This window comes from Kribbella sp. VKM Ac-2566, from assembly GCF_004366005.1.
In the GTDB taxonomy this organism is placed as follows: Bacteria; Actinomycetota; Actinomycetes; order Propionibacteriales; family Kribbellaceae; genus Kribbella; species Kribbella pratensis.
In genome coordinates this window covers 1,260,014-1,283,059 of sequence record NZ_SODT01000008.1, presented here as the reverse complement: position 1 = coordinate 1,283,059, position 23,046 = coordinate 1,260,014, and the positions used below count along the sequence as shown (strand labels likewise).

Annotated in this window: 24 protein-coding genes; 10 read left to right on the top strand and 14 right to left on the bottom strand. The window is 67.0% G+C overall.

All coding sequences use genetic code 11. The annotated features are described in order from the left end of the window. Positions 1-5 precede the first annotated feature (5 nt). Positions 6-350 (bottom strand): hypothetical protein, encoded by a 345-nt coding sequence (locus EV647_RS09040; RefSeq protein WP_134000886.1) that lies wholly within the window; start codon positions 348-350, stop codon positions 6-8. 309 nt (positions 351-659) lie between these two features. On the opposite strand from EV647_RS09040, the gene abc-f reads away from it, so the two are divergent. Then, a complete protein-coding gene (abc-f, locus tag EV647_RS09035) occupies positions 660-2,309 on the top strand; it encodes a ribosomal protection-like ABC-F family protein (RefSeq protein ID WP_134000884.1) in 1,650 nt (549 codons plus the stop codon). 200 nt (positions 2,310-2,509) lie between these two features. On the opposite strand, the gene EV647_RS09025 is transcribed toward abc-f, so the two are convergent. Next, positions 2,510-3,427, bottom strand: coding sequence for an NADP-dependent oxidoreductase (locus tag EV647_RS09025; protein WP_134000880.1), 918 nt, complete (start codon positions 3,425-3,427; stop codon positions 2,510-2,512). Between the two features lie 38 nt (positions 3,428-3,465). Further along, positions 3,466-4,113, bottom strand: coding sequence for a nitroreductase family protein (locus EV647_RS09020; protein WP_134000878.1), 648 nt, complete (start codon positions 4,111-4,113; stop codon positions 3,466-3,468). A 412-nt stretch (positions 4,114-4,525) separates the two neighbouring features. Here EV647_RS09020 and EV647_RS41920 point away from each other — a divergent pair, with 412 nt between their 5' ends. Both EV647_RS41920 and EV647_RS09005 read left to right on the top strand, forming a co-directional pair. Further along, positions 4,526-4,684, top strand: a complete 159-nt coding sequence (locus EV647_RS41920; RefSeq protein ID WP_166680253.1) for a hypothetical protein — start codon at positions 4,526-4,528, stop codon at positions 4,682-4,684. Positions 4,685-5,033: 349 nt separating this feature from the next. Further along, positions 5,034-5,678: a sigma-70 family RNA polymerase sigma factor gene (locus EV647_RS09005; RefSeq protein WP_134000872.1), complete on the top strand. Its 645-nt coding sequence runs from the start codon at positions 5,034-5,036 to the stop codon at positions 5,676-5,678. 19 nt (positions 5,679-5,697) lie between these two features. Here the strand turns inward: EV647_RS09005 and EV647_RS09000 are convergent, their stop codons facing one another. Further along, complete coding sequence (locus EV647_RS09000; protein ID WP_134000870.1) at positions 5,698-6,000, bottom strand: DUF427 domain-containing protein; 303 nt, start codon at positions 5,998-6,000, stop codon at positions 5,698-5,700. A gap of 107 nt (positions 6,001-6,107) precedes the next feature. Between EV647_RS09000 and EV647_RS08995 the strand changes: the two genes are divergently transcribed. Beyond that, positions 6,108-6,743, top strand: a complete 636-nt coding sequence (locus EV647_RS08995) for a TetR/AcrR family transcriptional regulator (protein ID WP_134000868.1) — start codon at positions 6,108-6,110, stop codon at positions 6,741-6,743. 1 nt (position 6,744) lies between these two features. Here the strand turns inward: EV647_RS08995 and EV647_RS08990 are convergent, their stop codons facing one another. The 4 genes from EV647_RS08990 to EV647_RS08975 all read right to left on the bottom strand — a co-directional run bounded on the left by EV647_RS08990 (position 6,745) and on the right by EV647_RS08975 (position 10,767). Further along, positions 6,745-7,353, bottom strand: a complete 609-nt coding sequence (locus EV647_RS08990) for a TetR/AcrR family transcriptional regulator (protein ID WP_134000866.1) — start codon at positions 7,351-7,353, stop codon at positions 6,745-6,747. Between the two features lie 39 nt (positions 7,354-7,392). Beyond that, on the bottom strand, positions 7,393-8,163 hold the full coding sequence (locus EV647_RS08985) for a GNAT family N-acetyltransferase (protein ID WP_134000864.1): 771 nt from the start codon (positions 8,161-8,163) through the stop codon (positions 7,393-7,395). Between the two features lie 135 nt (positions 8,164-8,298). Further along, a complete protein-coding gene (locus tag EV647_RS08980; RefSeq protein ID WP_134000862.1) occupies positions 8,299-9,216 on the bottom strand; it encodes an NADP-dependent oxidoreductase in 918 nt (305 codons plus the stop codon). A 138-nt stretch (positions 9,217-9,354) separates the two neighbouring features. Further along, positions 9,355-10,767, bottom strand: a complete 1,413-nt coding sequence (locus EV647_RS08975) for a PLP-dependent aminotransferase family protein (RefSeq protein WP_134000859.1) — start codon at positions 10,765-10,767, stop codon at positions 9,355-9,357. A gap of 239 nt (positions 10,768-11,006) precedes the next feature. On the opposite strand from EV647_RS08975, the gene EV647_RS08970 reads away from it, so the two are divergent. From EV647_RS08970 to EV647_RS08950, 5 genes are all read left to right on the top strand, one after another. Next, complete coding sequence (locus EV647_RS08970; RefSeq protein ID WP_202876082.1) at positions 11,007-11,357, top strand: hypothetical protein; 351 nt, start codon at positions 11,007-11,009, stop codon at positions 11,355-11,357. Between the two features lie 13 nt (positions 11,358-11,370). Further along, positions 11,371-11,718 carry a GNAT family N-acetyltransferase gene (locus EV647_RS08965; RefSeq protein ID WP_166679831.1) on the top strand — a complete coding sequence of 116 codons (348 nt, stop codon included), beginning with the start codon at positions 11,371-11,373 and terminating at the stop codon, positions 11,716-11,718. A gap of 115 nt (positions 11,719-11,833) precedes the next feature. Next, the gene (locus tag EV647_RS08960) at positions 11,834-13,240 is read left to right on the top strand and encodes a PLP-dependent aminotransferase family protein (protein WP_134000855.1); all 1,407 of its coding nucleotides are present in this window, start codon (positions 11,834-11,836) and stop codon (positions 13,238-13,240) included. Positions 13,241-13,336: 96 nt separating this feature from the next. Further along, positions 13,337-13,831, top strand: coding sequence for a hypothetical protein (locus tag EV647_RS08955; protein ID WP_134000853.1), 495 nt, complete (start codon positions 13,337-13,339; stop codon positions 13,829-13,831). Positions 13,832-13,946: 115 nt separating this feature from the next. Further along, complete coding sequence (locus tag EV647_RS08950; protein ID WP_134000851.1) at positions 13,947-14,975, top strand: methyltransferase; 1,029 nt, start codon at positions 13,947-13,949, stop codon at positions 14,973-14,975. A gap of 109 nt (positions 14,976-15,084) precedes the next feature. Here the strand turns inward: EV647_RS08950 and EV647_RS08945 are convergent, their stop codons facing one another. Further along, positions 15,085-16,020 (bottom strand): LysR family transcriptional regulator, encoded by a 936-nt coding sequence (locus tag EV647_RS08945; protein ID WP_238177109.1) that lies wholly within the window; start codon positions 16,018-16,020, stop codon positions 15,085-15,087. 139 nt (positions 16,021-16,159) lie between these two features. Here EV647_RS08945 and EV647_RS08940 point away from each other — a divergent pair, with 139 nt between their 5' ends. Continuing rightward, positions 16,160-17,089 (top strand): SRPBCC domain-containing protein, encoded by a 930-nt coding sequence (locus tag EV647_RS08940; protein WP_238177108.1) that lies wholly within the window; start codon positions 16,160-16,162, stop codon positions 17,087-17,089. On the opposite strand, the gene EV647_RS08935 is transcribed toward EV647_RS08940, so the two are convergent. From EV647_RS08935 to rox, 5 genes are all read right to left on the bottom strand, one after another. After that, the gene (locus EV647_RS08935) at positions 17,074-18,705 is read right to left on the bottom strand and encodes an AfsR/SARP family transcriptional regulator (protein WP_166680252.1); all 1,632 of its coding nucleotides are present in this window, start codon (positions 18,703-18,705) and stop codon (positions 17,074-17,076) included. The two genes, EV647_RS08940 and EV647_RS08935, sit on opposite strands and share 16 nt — an antisense overlap. A gap of 209 nt (positions 18,706-18,914) precedes the next feature. Next, positions 18,915-19,388 (bottom strand): hypothetical protein, encoded by a 474-nt coding sequence (locus EV647_RS08930; protein WP_134000844.1) that lies wholly within the window; start codon positions 19,386-19,388, stop codon positions 18,915-18,917. Positions 19,389-19,505: 117 nt separating this feature from the next. Beyond that, entirely contained in the window at positions 19,506-20,927 is a 1,422-nt protein-coding gene (locus EV647_RS08925; RefSeq protein ID WP_134000842.1) for a PLP-dependent aminotransferase family protein, read from the bottom strand. 63 nt (positions 20,928-20,990) lie between these two features. Next, a complete protein-coding gene (locus tag EV647_RS08920; RefSeq protein WP_134000840.1) occupies positions 20,991-21,371 on the bottom strand; it encodes a hypothetical protein in 381 nt (126 codons plus the stop codon). A 128-nt stretch (positions 21,372-21,499) separates the two neighbouring features. Further along, entirely contained in the window at positions 21,500-22,915 is a 1,416-nt protein-coding gene (rox, locus tag EV647_RS08915) for a rifampin monooxygenase (protein WP_134000838.1), read from the bottom strand. Positions 22,916-23,046 lie beyond the last annotated feature (131 nt).

Sequence of the window (23,046 nt, the reverse complement as noted above, 5' to 3'; positions counted from 1 at the left end):
GCAGATCAGTCGTCCTCGTCGTCCTCGTCGTCCTCGTCGTCCTCGTCGTCCGGGGCGTCGGGGCGGCGGGTGGCGCCGGCCGCCTTCAACGCGCGGGCCTCGGTGAGGGCGTCGTCGTACGATTCCCAGCCCGGCGACTCGTAGACCATCTGATCACTGACCAGGAAGGTCTGGTTGGTGAAACCGTCCGCGGAGTTGAAGATCAGCCACTCCTCGTACGGCGTGACCCGGTAGCCCGCGAACATCTCCGCGGCGACCGGAGGGATGCCTTGCGGGAGATCCTCGTTGTGATATTCGGCGAGCCGCGCGTACGCACGGTCCAGCCTCTCCTGATCGATGCCCTCCGGCATACCCGTCCTCTCCGTCCCACTCACTTCGCGACCCCGTCCATCCACTTCTGACCTGGTCACACACAGCTGGAAAGGCATCGTACGTGGCCCTCCCGCCCCTGAAGTTCGCGGCGGGGAACGTTTGCTACCGTGGAAGGCGAGATTTCTGGAGGAGATCAGACGTGGTGGGTGAAGACGACATCTCCGGGTGAGTCCCGAGGTGACAGGCCGCTGGCTCGTGCAGCCGTGGCCATTTTGTCGTTCCGCCATCCCGTCTCCCGCTGAGCGGCGGCTGTTGCCTGCTCGGCAGCTCACCTCGAGGTCTTCTGCATGTCTGACGCCTTTGTCGTTGTGTCCGATCTGTCCTTCTCCTGGCCTGACGACACGCCTGTCTTCGACGGGCTGTCGTTCGCGTTCGGTGCCGGGCGCACCGGTCTCGTCGCGCCGAACGGCGCCGGCAAGAGCACTCTGCTAAAGCTGATCGCCGGCGAACTCAGCCCCACGGCGGGCAACGTCTCCGTCGAAGGCGTGGTCGGCTATCTGCCGCAAACTTTGCCCCTGGCCGGCGATCTGACCGTCGCGGAGGTGCTCGGCGTCGCGCCGATCATCCAGGCGCTCAACGCGATCGAATCCGGCGACGTCGCGGAGGAACACTTCACCACCGTCGGCGACGACTGGGACATCGAGGAGCGCACGATCGGCCAGCTCGACCGGCTCGGCCTCGGCCATCTCGAGCTCGAGCGGAACCTGAGTACGCTCAGCGGTGGCCAGGTCATCTCACTCGGCCTAGCGGCCCAGTTGCTCAGGCGACCGGACGTCCTGCTCCTCGACGAACCGACCAACAACCTCGACTTGGTTGCCCGGCGCAAGCTGTACGACGTACTCGAGGACTGGACCGGCTGCCTGGTTCTGGTCAGCCACGACCGCGCGCTGCTCGACCGGACGGACCGCATCGCCGAGCTGGATCGCGGCGAGATCCACACCTACGGCGGCAACTTCACGGCGTACGAGGACGCCGTGCAAGCAGCCCGCGAGGTCGCCGAGAAGAACGTGCGGAACGCCGAACAGGAGGTCAAGCGGGAGAAGCGTGAACTCCAGCAGGCCCGCGAACGTGCCGCGCGGCGAGCCGGCAACGCGAGCAAGAACCTGGGCAACGCGGGCCTGCCGAAGATCTTCGCCGGGACGATGAAGCGCAACGCGCAGGAGTCGGCAGGCAAGGCGAACGAGACGCACACCGCGCGGGTCAGCGATGCCAAGGCCCGGCTCGACGAGGCCGGCCGGGCGGTCCGGGACGAGCAGAAGATCGCCCTGCAACTCCCCGCGACGAACGTGCCGGCAGGCCGCACGCTGTTCCACAGCGAGGGTATTCGGGTCGAGCTGGGCGGCCGCGAGATCATCGCCGACGCCGACCTCACCATCCGCGGCCCGGAACGCATCGCGCTCATCGGCCCCAACGGCGCCGGGAAGTCCACCCTTCTCAGGCTGATCCACGGCGACCTCACCTCCTCGGCAGGCGAGATCAGACGAGCTGAGGGCCGCATCGCCTACCTCTCCCAACGCCTGGATCTGCTCGATCTCGACCGCACCATCGCCGAGAATCTCGCCGCCTTCGCCCCCGGCATGCTGCAAGCACAACGGATGAACCTCCTGGCCCGGTTCCTCTTCCGCGGCTCACGGATCCATCTACCGGTCGGTGTGCTGTCCGGCGGCGAGCGCCTCCGCGCGACCCTCGCCTGCGTCCTGTACGCCGAACCTGCGCCGCAGCTGCTTCTCCTGGATGAACCGACCAACAACCTCGATCTCCTCAGCGTGAGCCAGCTCGAAAGCGCCTTGAACGCCTACGAAGGTGCGTTCGTCGTCGTGAGCCATGACGACCGCTTCCTCACCGAGATCAAGGCGTCCAGATGGCTCCGCCTCGACGAACGGCGGTTGCTCGAGGCAAGCGCTCAGGACATTCGAGGCGCCGATGGCCGTGGCTGATCTACCTGCGGATGGTCGCGGACCGGCCTTGATCGCTCGGGATCTGGTCCGCACGTTCGGCACTCGGCGAGTGCTGGACGATGTATCGATGACCGCACGACGGTTCTGGCGACTCACGACCGCTGGCTCCGCACCCACTGGACTCATCAGCAGTTGTGCCTGTGAGGTGCGTCTTGGTTGATCAGAGGTCCGTTGCTGTCTCACGGCTTGATGAGAACGACCGTCTTGCCCTTGGCTCGCTCGGTGGAGTTGAAGGTGGCGACGGCGTCGTCGAGTGTCGTGGTCGTTCCGATGTTCGTGCGCAGTCTTCCGTCTTGCACCCGCCGGGCGATCTCGGTCAGTTGGCCGCGATCGGCCTCGACGACGAAGTCCACCACCCGGCCGTCGGCCGGCGCGGCCTCGACCGGGCCGACGATCGATACCAGTGATCCGCCGGCCTTGATCATGGCCGCGGACCTTTGCTGGATGTCGCCGCCGATGACGTCGAAGACCAGATCAACCGCACCGACGTCCTCCAGTGCGTCCTTCTCGAGGTCGACGAACTCGTGGGCGCCGAAATCGAGCGCCTTCCCACGGTCGGCGGCGCGGCCGGTACCGATGACGTGGGCGCCGGCCTCGCGAGCCAGCTGCGTCACCATCGTTCCGACTGCGCCGGCCGCACCGTGCGCGAGGACGCTCTGTCCAGACTTCAGGCGCCCGTGCTGGAACAGCCCTTGCCACGCGGTCAGCCCCGAAATCGGTAGGCTCGCGCCGACCGTGACGTCGAGGTCGTCGGGCAGCGGCGCGAGGTTGCGGGCTTCGATCGCCACGTACTCCGCCAGCGAACCGTCGCGGTGCCAGTCAGCGATACCGAACACGCGCTCGCCGACGGACAATCCCGTCGTACCGTAGCCGAGGGAAGTCACGACTCCGGCCAGCTCGTGCCCAGGGATCGAAGGTGCACGGTCGCGGCCGGCTCGGTCGGTCCATGTCGACGGCCACTCCAGCTCCGTCGAGATCCAGCCCGACGCATGAACTCGGACGACGACATCGTTGATGGCGGCCGCGGGCTCCGGACGCTCGGCCAGCGTCATCCCGGCTGTCCCTCCAGCCTGGTCCTGCACAACAATCGCCTTCATCAGGTGCCTCCTGTAGTCGGTTGTAGCCTTCACTGCGATCAGACGAAAGTGAACAGTTCGTCCGTATCGAACCGCGAGATCGGGTTGCTGTACTGCTTCTTGGGGTCGGGGTAGCCGAGTGCGAGCAGGACCGTGGTGGCGTGTCCGGTCTCACGGATCTTGAACGCCTTGTCGACAGTGGTGGGGTCGAACCCTTCGAGCGGCATGGCTTCGACACCGAGCTCGGCGGCCGCCATCATGGTCAGACCCATCACCAGATAGGTCTGCTTCTCCATCCAGTGGTTCACGTCCTTGTAGCCGAAATTGCGCAGGTCGAGGAAGTCTCGGGTCATCGACTCCCACAGTTCATGTTTCGCCGGGTCGGGGAACCGGCCGTCCGCGCGTTCCTTGCCGAACACCGCCTCGACGTGGCTCTCCGGCAGATGTGCCCGGGTGGTGAGGATGATGGTGTGTGAGGAGTTCAGGATCTTCGGTGAGTTGTCCTGGAAACGTTCGCCCAGGTTGTCCGCGAGCTGCCTTTTTCCTTCCGGCGTGGCAATGACGTAGAAGTGGTTCGGCTGGATGTTGGTCGACGTGGGCGTCGAGCGCAGAAACCGCAAGATCTGCTGAAGGGTCTCCTCGGGGATCGTCCTGCTCGGATCGAAGTACCTGGTGAGGTGCTTGCTCATGAGCTTGTCGAGATCCATGGCAATCTGCTTCCTTCGGGCGATCGTTGATGACGGGTGGATGGTTGGATTGACTCCGGCCGTCCGGCAGCTCGGCGACGGTGAGAACTTCGTCGGCCGGCGACACGAGGACGTTGACCGGTTTCGGTGGGCATGACGAGACCACCGTCGCGGGTGTGCAACGCCATGAACTTCTCGGCGAGCTCGGAGCCCGGCATATCGCATCGACCTCCACTAGGGGTTCGTGACTGGTTAGCGTCGAGCTGAGGCAGGTTCTTACCGCCGCGGCCGTAAGACGGAGGACGCTCATCGTGGCGACGCGGTGGTCAGGTGGCGGCGATGCCTTCCGCGCCCGCGGCGTTCGGTACGACGGTGGTGCCCGAGCGCGCGGTGACGTCGCAAGCCTTCGGACCAACGGGTAGAGGTGAGAGTCATGGCCGAGTGGAGGGAGACACTTGATCGATTCCTGGCCGCTGACCCGCGGGATGTCGGCTGTGACGAGGTGATGGCCGCGTTCTGCATCTGTACGCCGAACTGCAGGCGGCCGGTGTCGATCCGGCCGAGCAGTACCCCGGGGTCGCCTGCCACCTGAAGTTGAGCGGTGACGGGTGGACCAGGGGGATCCGGCCCGGGCCGTAGTCGCGGTAGGCACGGACGGTCTCGGTCAGGTTCTTCTTCGCCGCGGCGCCGAGATAGTGCTTCTGGGCATAGGTGCCGATGAGAACCGTGAGCCGGAGTTCGGGCATCAACCGCAGGATTCTCGGGTGTCAGAGTGTCGCCCGCTGGCGTCGTTCCAGGGGCGCTTCAGATCGGGTTGGACTAGACCGACCAGTTGAATTGACATTCCTGAGTGGACGACCTCCTAAAAGGACGATGTCGTCCATGTTATTGTCACGCCGGGTCGGCAGGGTGGATCCACGAAGAGTGAAGTCTGCGAGTCCTTGCCTCAGCTACGGGCCCTCTCTGCGGAGGCGGCGGCGGAGAACAGAGCCTGGGTTCGCGATCTGAGCGGTGGTGGCGTACGGCGTGAGTTGGCGAGCCGACGGCTGTACGACGTACTGCTCCGTGCGGCTCGTTCGGAGGTGGGTCGGCGAGCGGCGAGGCAGCGGCTCGCCGGTCCCGAGCTGGACGACATCGCGCACCAGGCTGCCGCGGACGCCCTGCTGGCGATCTGCGGCAAGGTCGAGACGTTCCGCGGCGACTGCAAGTTCACCACCTGGGCGTACAAGTTCGTGATCTTCGATGTGGCGGCCAAGGTCAACCGGCACTTCTGGCAGCGGGCCGGCATGGCCTTCGACGACGAGGACTGGGACCGTCTGCCGGCACGCCTGGGGATCGAGCCGGAGGCCCAGGCGGAGAGCAGGGATCTGATGCGAGCCGTCCATCGGGCCGTCGACGAGAAACTGACGGCGAGGCAACGGACCGTGTTCGTCGCGTTGGTGCTGAACGGGATGCCCAGCGACGTGCTCGCGGATCAACTCGGAGCGACACAGAATGCGATCTACAAGATGATGTTCGACGCCCGGCGCAAGTTGCGGACGGCACTGGCCGACGCCGGATACCTGCCGAACCAGCAGCTCGCGTAAGCATGCGGCGCCCTCGGGGCTACTCGACAAGCACTCGAGTGGTGTCGAAGGCGACGTATCCGGTGAAGTTGCGCCCCACCGTTTCGATCGCTGTCTGCTTGGGATGCGGATAGCACCACGCGGCGTCGACGTGCTGGTTGTGCGGGGTCGTCACGCTGTAGTAGCGCGCTTGTCCCTTCCACGGGCACACGTACGGCGTCGGGCTGTCCGTCAACGTGCCGATCGTGAGCGAGTCCAGGGGAAAGTAACAGTTCCCCCCGATCGAGATGATGTGTTCCGGTTCCGCATCGGCGAGGAGAACGCCGTCGATCGTCGCGCGCACTGTCGTCCTTCCGGTAGAGGGCCTGCACAGACTCTGTGTCCCGTCCGTGCGACGTCCTTACCGGCGAACACCGAGCCGGCCGATCTCGGCTCGGATAGGCTCTTGGCGTGCCCGAGACAGTGAACGACGTCGACCGCCGCCTGACCGCGCGCGGCGCGGCCACCAGAGCTCGGATCGTCGCGTCCGCCGACGAGCTGATCGCCCTCAAGGGCGCCGCCGCGACGACCCTCGACGAGGTGACGGCGGCGAGCGGGACCAGCAAGTCACAGCTCTATCGGCATTTCCCCGAGAAGAGCGCCTTGGTCCAGGCGGTCATCGCACTGCGCGGCGGCCGGGTGCTCGAGCGGGAGGAGCAGCACCTCCGCCGGATCGACTCCTTCAGCGGCCTCGACCGCTGGTGCAAGGCCATTCTGCAACGCGTCACCGCTCGCCGCGGAGCGATGGGCTGCGAGCTGGGATCCCTGTCGACCGAACTGTCCGATCACGATGAAGCCGCGCGACTCGACCTCGACGCCCACCTGACCACGTGGATCTCCCTCCTGGTCGCCGTACTCGAGCGGATGCAGGCCAACAACACCCTGTCCGCGGAGGCTGATCCCCAGCGCCTGGCGACAGGCATCATGGCTGCGATACAAGGTGGTTACGTTCTGGCTCAAGCGGCGCGAGATCCCGGACCGATGCAGATCGCGCTCGAGCTGGCGATGGACTCGGTCCGGGCATACGCGACGACAACTGGCAAGTAGGTCAGCGACCACTCTCGGCGAAGGAGCTGATGCGGTCCAATGCCATGTCCAGTGCGTCGGCCATCGGTGTGGAGTTGCGCGCGTTCTGGGCGAGGACGTAACCGCCTTGCAGAGCAGCCAGCAGGCCGGTTCCGAGCTTGTGAGTGTCGACGTCCGCCGCGAGGATTCCCTGATCGCGTAGGCGTTCCAAGGCATCGACGATGAGCTGTTGCCAGCTTCCGAAGGCCAGCGCGAGTGCTGCTCGGGATCGCTCGTCCTTGTCGGACAGCTCGGTCGACATCGCGCCGAGGGCGCATCCGTAGGACCCGTCCTGAAGGGTGTTGGACCGGACGAGCGCGTCGCGCCAGCGCCGCAGACCGGCAAGGGTGCTCACCGCCGCCAAGCGGCTCTCCTCCCGGGCGAGTACAGAGCGGGACTGTACGTCGATGACGGCGCGGATCAGGCTCGTCTTGTCCCGGAAGTGACCGGAGAGCTGCGATTCGCTGGCGCCGCTGGCCGTCTGGACGTCATTGAGCGAGGTTGATGCGACTCCTTTGGTGTAGAAGAGCGTGGCGGCGGAGTCGAGGATCCGCGCACGCGTTTCGGGATCAAGCGTGTCCTGCTTCGCCATAGCTTCACCGTCCTGACTGTTCGTTGCCCGAGCCAAGGATCAGACCGGCCGCGGCAGGGCGAGGAGATCGCCGTACTCGGGATTCTCTTCGACGAATTGGCGCACGATCGCGCAGTAGTTCGACACCGTCAGGAACCTTGTGCGGATGTCGTCGAGTGCGCGCCGGATGAGCTCCCACGACAGTCCTCGCCCGCGGTAGGCTTGGTCGATGACGGTGTGCGTGATCGACAGGTGGGAGCCGATCACGTGATAGACGAGGATGCCTGCCCGCTGCCCGTCGACGAGGAGCTCGTAGAACTCGTCGTCCGCGTGATGAGCCAGCGTGACTGATGTCAGCTCACGTATGTCGGGGTCTACGCCGTCGACGGTCAAGAAATCGGCCAACGGCGCGGTCCAGCCGGCGTCGAACGCTTCAGCGGGGAGACCGGCATGCCAGGTGAGACCAGATCCGGCCCGATTGCGGAAATGCAGAGTGAGCTGCCAGGTGCCCGCGGCGGCGTGCAGCGAGGACTCCGTCCGCAGTCGCACCCGCGTACTACTCGGAAGCGAATTGAGCATCAGTGCCTGCGTTCGCAGCGGCAGGACCAACAGGCCGTCCTCTGACCGCACGCCGCTCAAATCACCCGGCTCCGCGCTGCTCCAGGAGGCGACCACGACGTCCAGGTCGGTGCTGCCGAACAGACCCGCGGTGATGCTGAAGTCGATCGGCTGCTCGAACGCGATGACTTGCTCGGCGAAGCCGGCCATCGTCAGCTCGCCGCCGGCGAGGTAGAAGCCCGTTCCATCGGGCCGAACGACGTGCTCAGTCATCACCACTCCTGTTGCGCTTTCCGAATCCACCCTGACGCCGGCGTCGGAAGTGGACTATATCGTCCATGATAGAGGAAGTCCGCTCGGCCCCGCGACGGGCCGGGCGCTGATGCGATGGGCTCGCCGGGTCCGGCCTCAAGGACGAACGCGGATGATCGTCTTGCCTTTGACCCGCTCGGTCGGGTTGAGGGCGGCGACGGCGTCGTCGAGACTCGCGACGTTCCCGATCAGCGTCCGCAGTCGCCCGTCCCGCACCCGCTGGGCGATCTCACTCAGCTGACCGCGGTCCGCCTCGACGACGAAGTCGATCGCCAGACCGTCGGCGGGTCGAGCCTCTGGCGGACCGGCAATGGTCACCAGCGTTCCGCCGGCGCGAATCAGGTCCGACGACCGCTTCTGGATCTCGCCGCCGAAGATGTCGAACACCAGGTCGACCGCACCGACATCTGCCAGCGAGTCATCCTCGAGGTCGACGAACTCGTGGGCGCCGAGGTCGACTGCGGCCTGGCGGTCGCCGGCTCGTCCGGTGCCGATGACATAGGCACCGGCCGCCCGCGCGAGTTGCGTCACCATCGAGCCGACTCCACCGGCAGCGCCGTGCACCAGAACGCTCTGTCCCACCTGGAGGCGACCGTGCACGAACAGTCCCTGCCATGCGGTCAGACCTGAGATCGGCAGGCTGGCACCCACTGTGAAGTCGACATCGCCCGGCAGCGGCGAGAGGTTGCGCGCCTCGACGGCGGCGTACTCCGCCAGGGTGCCGTCGCGGGTCCAGTCAGCGAGGCCGAAAACCCGCTGGCCGACCGACAGCCCCCTCGTGCCGTAGCCGAGAGCGCAGACCACTCCGGCCAGTTCGTGCCCGGGAACCGACGGTGTCCGGTCACGACCGAGACGGTCGGTCCAGGTCGTGTCCCAGTCAAGCTCTCCCGGAGTGAAGCCCGACGCGTGAATCTCGACCAGTACGTCGTTCCCCGCCGGCTCAGGCACAGGTCGTTCGGTCAGCCGCATCCCGGCCGTTCCCGCGGCCTGATCGGCCACCACAATCGCCTTCATCCGGCACCCTTTCCGCAGGTTGCCGATCGAGGTCCCGGCAACTTCTCTGGACCGGTAGTCCAATTGGTTGACGCTAACCCGCTGACGACTTGGAATCTGGGTCCACTTGGGCCGTGCGAACGGGGACCACTCAGGGGTTCATCGCAGAGTGCGGACCAGTGCGTCCAGGGCGCCCGACCAGGCGCTGGCCGACGGTGTGGCGAATCCGATGGCCACGCCGTCACGATCCGAGCGGGATCCAGGGTGCCGGAAGGCGTCGAGCGGTTCGATCGTCAGTTGTTCCTCGGCGGCGCGGCACACGAGCTCGGCGCCGGTCCGGCGGGGGTGTTCGACAACGATGTGCAGTCCGGCGGCCATCCCGGTCACCCGTACCCACGGCGCGTGCCGGCTGATCGCGTCGACCAGTTGCCGCCGCCGGCGGCTGTACTGCGAACGCATCGCGCGAATGTGCCGGTCGTACGCCCCCGACTCGACGAAATCGGTCATCGCCAGCTGGTTGACGAATCCGACGGTCTCCTCCGCCCACCCCTTCTCCGCGAGAGTCGACTCGACCAGGTGATCGGGGACGACAAGCCACCCGAGGCGCAGGCCGGGCGCCAGCGACTTGCTCGCGGTTCCGAGGTAGATCACGCGGTCGTGATCCAGCCCCTGCAACGCGCCCACCGGAGATCGGTCGTAGCGGAACTCCCCGTCGTAGTCGTCCTCGATGATCAGCGCGTCCCGGCGCCGTGCCCAGTCCACGACCGCGGCCCGCCGGTCGGACTGCAGGGCCACGCCCAAGGGGAACTGGTGCGACGGCGTGAGCAGAACCGCTCCCGGGATGGGCGCGTCGTCGAGCGTGGACACGTCGGCGCCGTCCGCGTCCACTGAGATCGGGACGGCGTCGAGACCGGTCAGCAGCAGTGTCTCGCGCTGGGTCTGCAGGCCGAACTCCTCGACCGCAACAGTCGTCACGCCGGCCTTCGCCAGCACCGCGGCAACGAGCCGCAAGCCTTCGGCCGCTCCGCTGCACACCACGATGTTGTCGGCTCGCGCACGCAGTCCCCGCGCCCGAGCCAGATACCGGGCGATGGCGTCACGCAGTTCGCCGTGGCCGTGTGGGTCGGCGTACCCGAAGGCTTCGCACGGCGCCGTGGTCACCGTCCGCTTCACCGCCCGAACCCACTCCTGGCGCGGAAACGACGACAGGTCCGGCCAGCCTGGCCGCAGATCGTGCATCAGCGGCGGCCGTGCGGCCGTCGGCCGCTGTGGTTGCCGTTCGGTCGGTTGCTCCGTCGCCCGCTGTGCCACTTCGGTGCCGGAACCGTGCCGGGCCAGCAGCCAGCCCTCGTTGATCAGCTCCGAGTAGGCCCGTACGACGGTGTTCCGGCCCATCCCGAGATCGTCTGCCAGCACCCGGCTCGAGGGCACCCGGGTCCCCGGCGCCAGACGTCCCGTGCGGATCGCCTCCCGGAAGGCATCCATGAGCTCCGCTCGCCGATTGCGCCCGAGCTGACCTACGTGCAGGTCCAGGCCGGAGGTCCGGAGACCACCGGCCGATTCTTCGCCCATACTCGACGACGATACGGAACCGGTCGGCGAAGCGATCCGATCCACCGACCTTCGATCGATCAAACCGCCAGGCCGGCACCGCCCGGCACCGCCATCTCCTGCCGGTGAGGACGATTTGGTCCACTTTGGGGTGCGCGCCTCGCTCGAATGGTTCTCGTGCTCCGTAAGACGCCGCGACGGATCGACACTCACACATGGACGAGTTGGTGGTGTTCGAGACAGGAGAGAGGCACGCGTCAATGCACAACGTTGCCCCCGCGATCCGCCCGGTTCGCAACCCCAGGGCGCTGCGCCTTGTCTTCGCCGCTACCGTGGTCACCGGTGCAGGGCAAGGCATCGCGATCAGTGCTGCCACCCGCGGACTGCTGCACGGCAGCACCGTGGCCGACCGCGCTGCGATCTTCAGCGTCATCTACCTCATCTGCTACAGCTCCGCCGCCTTTCCGAGCCTGATCTCCGGCCAACTCTCGAAGACGTTCCCACCGCCGCAGATCGCCCTGGGGTACGGCGTCCTTGCCCTCGGGGCAACTGTGATCACTGTTCTCGCCGCCCGCAACCCAGACGCCGTACACAATGAGGAACCACGATGAAAGTGAGGGGCCGATGAGCGAGGAAGAGCTGATCGACAACACCGAGCAAGGTCGCTTCGAACTCCACCGCGACGAACACCTGGTCGGCTGGCTCTACTACACCCGCCTGAGGCCCAACCGCTACGCCCTCCGGCACACCGAAGTCGAAGCTGGTCATCAACACCAGGGCGTGGCGAGCGCGATGATCCGGCGAGTGTTCGACGAGATCCGTACGCGCGAAGGCACCGTGACTGCCATCTGCCCCTTCGTGGCCGACTTCGTCTCGCGTACGTCGACGTACGACGACCTGATCGATCCCCGGCACCCGGGCTATCCCGACCGCGCCACCGCGGAGGCGGCACAGCGAAAGACAACCAGCTGACCCCAGCCGACCCGAGCGACCTCGGCCCAAGGCGGAGAAACTCCGGCCGCGGGGCCGTGACGGCCTCGGCGTACAGGACTTCGCCCTGAGGCGGTCCGTTGGCGAGAATGCCGGGATGGATCTCCATCTGCACCTGGGCGAGGAGGGCGGGCTGGTCGAGCAGATCTACGCACAGCTGTACGAGCGAATCAGCACCGACGCTTTGCCCGCAGGAACGGTGCTGCCGTCCTCGCGTGACCTCGCCGCCCGGTTGTCGGTGTCGCGGGCGACGGTGGTCGCGGCGTACGAGCGGCTCGCCGCGCACGGGCTGATCCGCTCGCGCGCCGGAATCGGAACGATCGTCATCGATCGACGTAGCCACGCTTCGGCCGCACCGGCCGCGTCCCCGCTGCGGCCGCGCCCGATCTGGGCCGCCGAGCAGCTCGCAGTTCCGGATCTCGCCAGATCGGAACCTGAATTCGACTTCGGTCCCGGCATCCCCGGGCGCACCCAGTTCCCGTTCGCACGGTGGCGGGCGCTGCTCAACGACCAGCTGCGCATGCGTACCGAGGTCAACTACGCCGACCCGGCGGGCTCGGCCCGCCTGCGTGATGTGCTCGCGCGGCATCTGGTGGTGAGTCGTGGCGTCCGGATCGCGCCTGAGCAGCTCGTGATTACGACGGGTGCGCAGCAGGCGTTCGACATCGCCGCGCGCATTCTGCTCGAACCGGGCGACACGGTGGCAGTCGAGGATCCCGGTTACCTGCCGGCGTACCGAGGATTCCTCGCGCACGGAGCCCGCGTCGTCGGGGTGCCCGTCGACAATGAGGGGCTGGTTGTCGACCAACTCCCGGCCGAGGCACGGATGGTCTACGTGACGCCGTCGCACCAGTTTCCGCTCGGCATGCCGATGTCCGAGTCGCGCCGTACCGCGCTACTCGCCTGGGCCGCCCGGCACGACGCGGCGATCGTCGAGGACGACTACGACTCGGAGTTTCGCTTCACCGGACGTCCGCTCACGCCGCTGCAGGCGACCGACAGTGAGGGCCGCGTCCTGTACGTCGGGTCGTTCTCCAAGACGCTGCTGCCGGCCTTGCGGGTCGGGTTTCTCGGCGTTCCGGCGACGTTGGGTGAAGCCGCACGCCGCGCGAAGCTCGTCGCCGACTACGGCACTGCCGGCCACCTGCAGGCCGCGCTCGCAGCCTTCATCGAGGAGGGCGGCCTGGCTCGCCACATCCGGCGGATGCGGCGCGCGTACGAGCGCCGGCATCACTTGCTGATCGGCACTCTGCGCGAGCACTTCGCCGGCATCCTCGAGCCGATCGAGTCCATCGGCGGAACGCATATGGCCGCGCTGCTCGCGCCCGGACAACCGGATGACACGATCCTCGCCGCGCGCGCTCTTGCGGCGGGCGTGAGCGTTGGCACGATCTCGCGCTGGGGGATCGACCGCTCCGGTCCGAACGGCTTCGTCTTCGGGTACGGCGCCATCGCGTCCGAACGGATCCCCGACGGACTTGCCGCGCTGCGCCGCGTTATCTGATCGAGATTGGACTGGCGCAGAACAGCTCGAACCGGCCGTGCCACCGGGTCGGCGCCGTTCCTAAGCTGCCGCGGACACCCATCACCAGGAGGCCCGATGAAATCCCTGCGCATCGCCGCATTCGCGATCGCCTCTGCCTGCGCCGTCGTCGGCACATCCATGGCCAACGCCTCGCCCCGATGCGAGCAGATCGACGCGACGATCTACGACAAGGTCGTCACGGAGGGCTGCCCGCCCCCGGCCCAGGCCTGCGTCATCGGCACCGCCCGCGGTAAACACGGCTTCGACGCGAAGACCGTGTTCGTGCTCGGCTCCCGTGCCGATCCACCGTCGACATCACCCGGCTATCGCGCAGTCAGCGGCACGATCACGTACACCTTCAAGGACGGGGCGACGCTGACGGCCCTCGAGACCAGCATCGGCAACGTCAACACCACCACCGGCCTCGGCCACGCCGGCGGCACCCAGGAGTTCACCGGCGGCACCGGCCGTTACGAAGGTGCAACCGGCTTCACCTACCTCAGCCAACACTTCGAGACCGACCACTTCGTCACCCGAATCCAAGGCGAAGCCTGCCGCGCAAAGAGCTGACCGATGACAGGTCCGGCGCTCTGGTCCAGACACCAGACGTCCGCGGATTCGGTCAGCTGTCTCCACCGCTCCTGCGGGCCCGCCTGCTGCTCGCTGACCAGTAACGGAGAAATCTATGGCGCAGACGCAACTCGACCCCGCTCACATAATGCAGGTGGGCATGGGGTTCTGGCCCTCGAAGACGCTCCTCTCGGCCGTCGAGCTCGAACTCTTCACAGAGCTCGGCGACGACTCGATGACCGCCGAGGCGATCCGCGACGCGCTTGGCCTTCATCCGCGTGGGATTCTCGACTTCCTCGACGCGCTCGTCGCGCTCGGGTTCCTCGAACGCGACGGCGAAGGAAGTGAAGGCCGTTACTGCAACACCGCGGAAACCGCGGCCTTCCTCGACAAGCGGAGCCCCACGTACATAGGCGGCATCCTCGAGATGTCGAATGCACGGCTCTACGGCTTCTGGGGCGACCTGACAGAGGCGCTCAAATCGGGCAAGCCACAGAACGAGGTGAAGCACACGGGCAAGCAGATGTTCGAGGAGCTCTACGGCGACCCGGCGCGACTCGAGCAGTTCATGCAGGGGATGACGGGCTTGTCGCTCGGCAACTTCGAAGCGCTCGCCGAGACGTTCGACTTTTCACGCTACAAGACTGTCTGCGACATAGGCGGCGCAACCGGACAGCTGTGCGCCGTGCTCGCCGGCCACCACCCACACCTGCGCTTGACGACCTTCGACCTGCCCGTCGTAGCCCCGATCGCCGAGCGGGCAGTCGCCGCAGCGGGACTGGACGACCGCATCAGCATCGCCTCCGGTGACTTCTTCGCCGACCCGCTTCCGCAAGCGGACGTGATAACGATGGGCATGATCCTCCACGACTGGAACCTGGAACGGAAACAGCGCCTGGTCCGGGCGGCCTACGAGGCGCTCCCCGACGGCGGCGCCTACATAGTCATCGAGAACCTGATCGACGACGCCCGGCGCGAGAACTCATTCGGACTGATGATGTCGCTCAACATGCTGATCGAGTTCGGTGACGCGTTCGACTTCACCGGCGCCGATTTCGCCGGATGGTGCCGCGAGGCAGGCTTCCGCAACGTCGAGGTCCTGCCCCTCACAGGTCCCGCAAGCGCAGCAGTCGCCTACAAGTAGCGCGAGGGAAAGAATTACGCGTGGCGGCCGTGATCCTTTCTACAGCGGTCGAATTGGGGCTGGCTTTGATGAAAGCGAAATGAAAGCCGCGTGTGTTTATGGGGACTGGTCAGCGTGCGGTGGCTTCGGGCTCAGGCAGCCATGCTCCGTCTGGAACTGCCAACCAGTCAGTACTCGACAGCTCGTCGACTGCTCGGTGGAGGGCGTCGAGGCCGGGGTGGCGGAGATCGGCCCGCCAGATCATCGTCCACGGATACAGGGCAACGGGGTCCACGAGTGGACGTAGTACAGCACCGGCAACGGGCCGTTGCGTACTCATCGTCAAGATCGGCGCATTCCGGTTCCGGATGTGCTGCGCGAGTTCGTCGTTCCCCTCGACGTGCGGATGTGCGCCGGCGGGATCGACCCCGATCGACGCCAGGAGTTGCCGTACGGCGTGCTCCCAGCCCGGCGTTGCGTGATTCCCCGCCCGCGAACACAGTGCAGTACCACGCAAGGACTCCAGCGGTACGACGGCGAGCTCGGCCAGTGGATGCAGGTGAGGTAGTAACACGGCCAGCGGTTCGTACCGTACGAGGCGTTGCCGCAGACCATCCGCCGTACCGGGTACCCGACCGAAGGTAACGTCGAGTCGCTCCGCCAGGAGCAGCGGTATCGCGTCCTCACCACCGGTATGGAAGCGGGCGAAGAACTCCAGATCGGGCGCATGCAGCCGTGCGGCGGCGAGCACGAGGGCAGGACTGAGGCCGGGGCCGACCACGTCCACCGTCAAGGACGGAGCCTCGCCGCGGAGTTCTCGCACGACCTGGTCGTGCAGCTTCAGCAACTCCCGAGTACGGGCCAGGAACTTCTGGCCGGACGGCGTCAGCTCGACCTGGCGAGTGGTCCGATCCAGCAGCCTGACACCCAAACGGTCTTCCAGCCGGCGGATGTCGCGGCTCAGTGCCTGTTGCGCGATGAACAGTCGCTGCGCGGCGCGGCCGAAATGGAGCTCCTCAGCCACCGCGACGAAGTAGCGCAGCAGCCGGATATCCAGGTCGTCCACCGCACCATTAACGCACATTCTGTTGTCAATCGGCGGACAACAGGTGTTGGCCCTGACCCCAGTTATTCGGCGAGTGTTGAGGCACCGGAGCGCACCGGGCATCCGCAGAAGAAAAGCACCTGACTGCAGGGAGCAGGGAATGAACAACGTCATGACCGTCGGCAACAGCTACACGACCAGCCTCATCATCGCCAAGACACCCAGGGAGGTGTTCGCCGCCGTTCTGGATCCACGGTCCTGGTGGTCCGAAGGCATCCAGGGCGACACCGCCAAGGTGGGCGACGAGTTCCGTCACCGCTACCAGGATGTCCATTTCTGTCGTCTTCGGGTGACCCAGGTCGTTCCCGACAAGCTGGTCGAGTGGCTTGTTGTGGAGAACTCCTTCAACTTCGTGGCGGACAAGACCGAATGGGTCGGTACGACGGTCAGCTTCGTGATCACCGAGGTGCAGGACGGCACCGAACTCAGGTTCACCCATCACGGACTCGTCCCGGAGTACGAGTGCTACGACGCGTGCAGCCAGGGGTGGAACTTCTATATCGGCGAAAGCCTGTACGGCCTGGTCGCCACGGGACAGGGACAACCGAACGCGGAAGGCACTGCCCGCACCGCCGCCGAGCGCGATCTGGGCAGGTCGGGAAGATTCTCCACGGGATTCATGACCGACGCCGCACCCGACGTGGTCGTCGAGGCCATCCTCGACGCGCGCGGATGGTGGTCCCGCAGTATCGAGGGCAGCACCAACAGCCGGGGTGACGAGTTCACCTTCGAGGTAGCCGGTGTGCACTGGTGTCGCATCCGGCTGGCCGATGTTGTCCCTGGCAAGCAGGTCGTGTGGGACGTGCTGGATGCTCGGATCGAGGGCCTCGACGACCAGCGCGAGTGGATCGGCACGCGCATCGTCTTCGACGTCGCGGCCGAGGATGGAGGTTCGGTCGTCACGCTGACCCACATCGGGCTCCAGTCCGACCTGGAGTGTTACGAGCAGTGCTCCACGGCGTGGCAGCACCTGATGAGTGACAGCCTTCGTACCCTGATTGCAACCGGACAAGGTCACCCGTACCCGTGAGTGGAACGGCGGCCGGCCGGCGTTGCGGACAGTTCGATACCAACCCGGCCCCGGGTTATGGTCGTCGGATCGCTGACGGCGGGGGCGCCGCCGGCCGCCGGCACCCGGAGAACGCGGAACATGCGCGCTGCATTGGGCTGGAAGTGGCGGTAGGACCACGAGAAGATCGTGCGCGGATCCTCGCTGTCGTCACAGGTCAGCGCGTCGAGCGGAGCGTCCCGCAGCGAGGACACCACCTTGTCGAGGGACCAGGTCGGCCGGAGCTCGAGTTGGGCGGCGACCAGGGTGAGCGCCAGGGGAAGACCGGCGCACCGCGTGATCAGTTCGTCGATCGCGGCTGCGTCCTGACTCAGGCGATCCGACCCGACTCGCGCCGCCAGTAGCTGCCTGGCATCGGCCGGCGTCAACAGATCCAACCGGACCGGACGGGCCTGCTCCGCTGCGACGAGGCTGACCAGTTCGCTGCGGCTGGTGACCAAAGTGAGGCAGTTCGGACCGGTGGCCAGCAGCGGCCGGACCTGGTCCGCGGACCGGGCGTTGTCGAGCACGACCAGCACCGAACGATCAGCGAGAACGCTGCGGAACAACGTCGCTTGGTCCCCGACTGCGAGTTGGTCGGGCGAAAGCCCCAAGGCAACGAGGAACTGGTTCAGCACGTCCGCCGGTTCGGCCGGCTCTGCCGAGGGCGCGAAGCCCTTCAGATCGACATACAGGACGCCGTCGGGGAATCGGTCAGCGATGCGCCGGGCCCATTGGACCGCCAAGGCTGTCTTGCCGATTCCCGCTGGGCCGATGAGCAGCACTACGCCGGACCGGCGATCGTCGTGCAGCATCTCGTCGAGGTTTCGGAGCTCAGCGGTCCGGCCGGTGAACGCTCGGAGTCCGATAGGGAGCTGTTGTGGGATGACGGTGCTACCCGGCTCGGTCACGGCCAGCAAGGCTTGATGCAGCTCTCGCAACTCGGGCCCGGGGCCGGCCCCGAGCAGGTCGGCCAGGCGCCGCGAGACGTCGCTGTACGTCGCGAACGCGTCCGCCGGTCGACCGACAGCGTGCTGTGCACGCATCAGCATCGCCCAGAGATGCTCCCGGGTGGGATGCCGTCCCACGAGTTCCAGTAGTCGCGGAATTACCGCCGCGCTTTGTCCGAGTTCCATCTGAGCCTCCAGGTGGAGTTCGACGGCGTGCAGCCGTTCTTCCAGCAGCCTGGGAACCCCGTTCCGCGTCAACGCTTGGGTGTCGAGATCAGCCAGCGGCTCACCGCGCCAAACTTCACAGGCTTCCGCCAGCAGGGCTGCCCTGATCTCGGCGGAGGACTCTGTCTCAGCCTGTTCGACGAGTCGGCGGAATTCCGTCAGGTCAAGCTGCTCGACGTCCAAGTGGATGCAGTAGCCGGTCCCGTCGGTGCTGATCAATCTCCGGTCGACGTCACCGAGGGCGGCGCGCAGCCGTGACACATAGACCTGTAGTGCGCTGCGTGGCCGGCTGGGAAGCTCGTCGTCCCGCCACAGCAGATCGATCAGTTGACCGACCGGTATCGTGCGGTTCGGTCGCAGGAGGAGTGCTGCCAGCAGCACCCGCGGCCGATGCGACGGCAACTCGACAGGTCGCCCGTCCATCACTACCTCGACCGGGCCGAGGATGCCGAACCACCGTCCGGCTTGCCGACCTGATGAGCCATCCGACGCAACCATCTCCGGGCCTTTCTCACTAGCCGCCGACGATGACCGCGATGCAGGTAGACCGTCGGTACGTGGACCACGCCCGATGCCGAGGTCGCGGGCCGGGCCACTTCGGGAGGTGGTGGCCCGGCCCGCGGGGGAGGGTGTCAGCTTGGGGCGTCCAGGTAGGTGCCCTGGTCCAGGACGCCCAGCCAGTGACCGTGCTTGTACGTGTAGGTGACCGTGGTCAGCGCCCGCTGGTGGTAGTCAATGGACGGGATGTCGTACGTCGCGTCGTAGACGATCACCGCCGTACGGCAGCCGTCGACCCGCCGCGACAGCTCGGTCCACGACCAGATCGCCCACTTGCGCTCGAAGTGGGTCTTCGCGCCGGCCATGATCTGCTCGATGCCGTACGCCGCTTTGCCGCTCGGGTCGATGCTGATCGCCTCTGTGTCGTGCACCGCCCGCCACTCGTCGGCCTTGAAGTCGCGGAACGATTCCATGTCCTGCCGCTGGACGGCGTCGAACCGCTGCGCGCAGCGCCGGTCACTGTGGCCGGCGGCCGCGGGCGCCAGTGGTGCCGCGGCAGTTGCGGCGACGACAGCGACGCCGACGAGGTGCTTGATCGTGAACTGCATGATGCCTGACCTGCCGATCGGTAGCCCGGAGGACTGTCGGTCAGCACGCTAGTCAGCCGGGCACGCCCTGCCACGGGCCAGAACCGCACCGATCGACCTGGACCGGTCGCGAAAAGGTCACGGCACCGGCAGACATTGCCGCAGCAGCCGCAGGCCGTCGGCGATGTGGTTGACCGGGATCCCGCCGTACCCGATCAGCAGACCATTGCGGCGTTCCGTGATCGCGAACCTCGACAGCGAGTCGATCGCGACCCCGGCGTCTTTGGCACGCGCGACGACGCCCCTGTCCATCGGGCCGCCGGCGGCGATCGTGGCCGAGAGATGAAGGCCGGCCATCGCCGGCACCGGTTCCAACAGCCCGTCGAACTCGCGCCACAGCGTTTCCCTGATGGTGTGATGACGTTCGGCGTACAGGCGCCGCATCCGCCGAATGTGCCGCGCCAGGGAGCCGTCGTCGACGAAGCGCGCGAGCGCCGACTGCAGTGGAACCGCCGTGTGCCAATCGGTCAGCTGCTTGGCCTTGCGGAACGCAGCACCCAGCGTCGGTGGAACAACCAAGAACCCCAGCCGCAGCGTCGGCAGCAGCACCTTCGAGAAGGAGGCGGCGTAGATCACGCGGCCGTTCGGATCGAGACTGTGCAGCGGCTCGAGCGGCCGCCCGGCGTACCGGAACTCGCTGTCGTAGTCGTCCTCGACGATCACAGCTCCGACTCGTTCGGCCCAATGCAGCAGGGCCGTTCGCCGCGTCGGTGACATCGCCATGCCCAGCGGAAACTGATGCGACGGTGTCACGTAGACCAACCGTGCGTCGTCGGGCAGCGCATCGACGACCAGGCCTTCGCCGTCCACTGGGACGCCAACCACTCGGGCGCCGGCGGCTTCGAAGAGCAGCCGCGGCGGGTCGTACCCCGGATCCTCCACCGCTACGGTATCGCCGGGTTCGAGCAGTACCTTCGCCGTCAGGTCGGCTGCCTGCTGGATACCGCTGGTGACGATCAGGTCTTCGACCCGTGCGCGCACGCCCCGGGACACCGCGACATGTCGGGCGAGTGCTTCCCGGAGGGGCAGCAGTCCGGCCGGAGTGATATGAGCGCCACGACCGACCGCGCGCGGGCGTAGTTCGTCGGAGACGAGGCGGCGCCAGGCGGCGTACGGGAACGCGCCCGCGTCCGGAATACCGGCTCGGAAGTCGTAGGCCGGCGCGGCGGCCGACAGGTCGTCGAACTCGGGAATCAGGTCCCACGCCGCCCGAGCCCGCAACGGCGCACTGGGAGGGTCGGCAGCCGCCCGCGCCGATGGTGGTACGCCGTTGACGGTCGTACCGACGCCTGTTCGGCTGGTGAGGAAGCCCTCGGCAACCAGACGGTCGTACGCCACGGCGACGGTATTGCGTGACACGCCGAGCCGGCCGGACAGCTCGCGCGTCGACGGCACCGTCGCTCCGGCGCGCAGCTCATTCGCCAGGATCCGATCACGGATCTGCCGGTAGATCTGCCCCGCCAACTCCCGTTGCCCCACCAGGTTCAGGTGCAACTCCACCACTTCACCCTAGACCCGCCACCCGCCCTTCCAGCTGAGCCGCCGCCACGCCGCCCAGATCGCTCACACGGCCGGCGGTAGCTCAGCAGGAGCCGGGGTGGTGGCCGGGTCGTACTCGTGGATGTCGGCGACCGGGTACATCCCGACGTACACCTTGCCGCCGGAGACGGTCGCTCCCCAGCCGCCGGTGCCGGTCGACAGCGTCTGGTGCGCCACGATGGTGCGCGAGGCGAGATCGAACCGGCCGATCACGGCGGGCTGCAGCCCTCGCGTCACCAGATACAGGTCGTCGCCGTCGAGGGTGGCTCCGACCAGCGGGGCCGAGATGATGCCCGGGCCGAGCGGGGTGGGGCTGCAGCCGCCGGCCGCGACCGCCCGCACACTCGGCAGCGAAACCGCCGCACCGGCACCGGCTGCAAGACCCAGGAATTGTCTTCTGTGCATGATCGCCCCTAGCTGCCGGCTGATAACGGCAATGACCGTAATTCGCGTCAGCGGCCCTGTCAACGGCGGGTGAGCTCATCGCGGCTGCACGCGAAGTCGGCTGTCCTGCGCCCTCTTCTGCTGAGTGATCAGCCGAACCAGGTGCGCAGGTGGGGAAGCAGATCCTGCTGCTCTTCGCCGGCCCAGGCGACGTGGCCGTCCGGGCGCAGGAGTACGGCGGGGACGTCCAGGTCCTCGCTGGCGTCGACCACGTGGTCGACCCGGTCCTCCCAGCCCGCAACCGACAGCCGGCCGGTCTGGTCGAGCAGCAGCCCGCGGCCCGTACGCATTCGCTCGTAGAGCCGGCCGCTCTTCAGGTTGACGTCCCGCATCCGTCGGCCGAGCAGGTGATGGCCCTCGCCGAAGTCGTAGCGGATCCCGAGCCCGGTGATCTTCTCGATCAGATAGGTCTGCACCTCCGGGAACTCCATCAGCTCCGACACCAGCCGGCGCGCCGCCTGCGGACCTGGCTCGATGGACATCAGCTCGCTCTGCGCGCGGGTGTTGTCCAGTACGGCGGCCGCCACCGGGCGCCGTTCGGTCTCGTAGCTGTCCAGCAGTCCCTCCGGCGCCCAGCCCTTGATCTGGGCGGCCAATTTCCAGCCGAGGTTGAAGGCGTCCTGCATCCCGAGGCCGAGGCCCTGGCCGCCGAGTGGCGGGTGGATGTGCGCCGCATCGCCGGCCAGCAGCACGCGGCCGTCTCGGTACCGCTCGGCCAGCCTGGTCGCGTCGGCGAAACGGGACAGCCAGGTCGGCGAGTGCACGCCGAAGTCGGTGCCGGCGAACGCCTGCAGCTGTTGCTTCAGCTCGTCCATGGTGGGCGGAACCGTCCGGTCCTCGGCCACGGTGGCGGCCGGTACGACGACGCGATACAGATCTCCGTCGGACGGCCCGACGCCGAACCGCAGATCGGTCTTGCGGATTTCGGTGACCACGGCAACCACTTCTTCCAGCGGAGCGGTCACCTTCATCTCGCCCGTCAGCCATTGGGTGTGCGGCGGCTCGCCGGGGAAGTCGATGCCGAGCAGCTTGCGCACGGTGCTGCGGCCGCCGTCGCAGCCGACGAGGTAGCGCGACCGTTCCTGCGTGCCGTCTGACAGCTCGGCTGTCACTCCCTCGTCGTCCTGGCTCAGCCCGACCAGCTCACAGCCGCGCCGGATCTCGACACCGACCTCGGCGGCGTGCTCGATCAGCAGCCGCTCGACGACCGGCTGCTTGATGGCGAGAGTGAACGGATAGGGCGTGTCGAGGCGCACCGGCTGCGGCTTGGTGATGCCGGCGAAGTGGTTGCCGACCGGGTACTGCTGGCCCAGCTCGAAGAACCGGTCCAGCAGGCCGCGCTGGTCCAGCACCTCGAGACTGCGGACGTGCAGGCCGAGCGCGCGGATCTCCTTGGTCGGCTCCGCCAGCCGTTCGAGCACGAGCACACCGATGCCGTGCAATCGCAGTTCGCTCGCCAGCATGATGCCGGTCGGTCCGCCGCCGGCAATGATCACGTCAAACATGAATCCCCTGGGTCGAAGTTGCCTTCCGGCCGGCTGTTCCGCGGCCCTGCGCATCCCTCGCAGTTCCGGCGGGTTCCGGCCAAGGCCGAGGATTCTCCAGCACGACCCGGGGCTTGCGGCAAGTCCCCCCG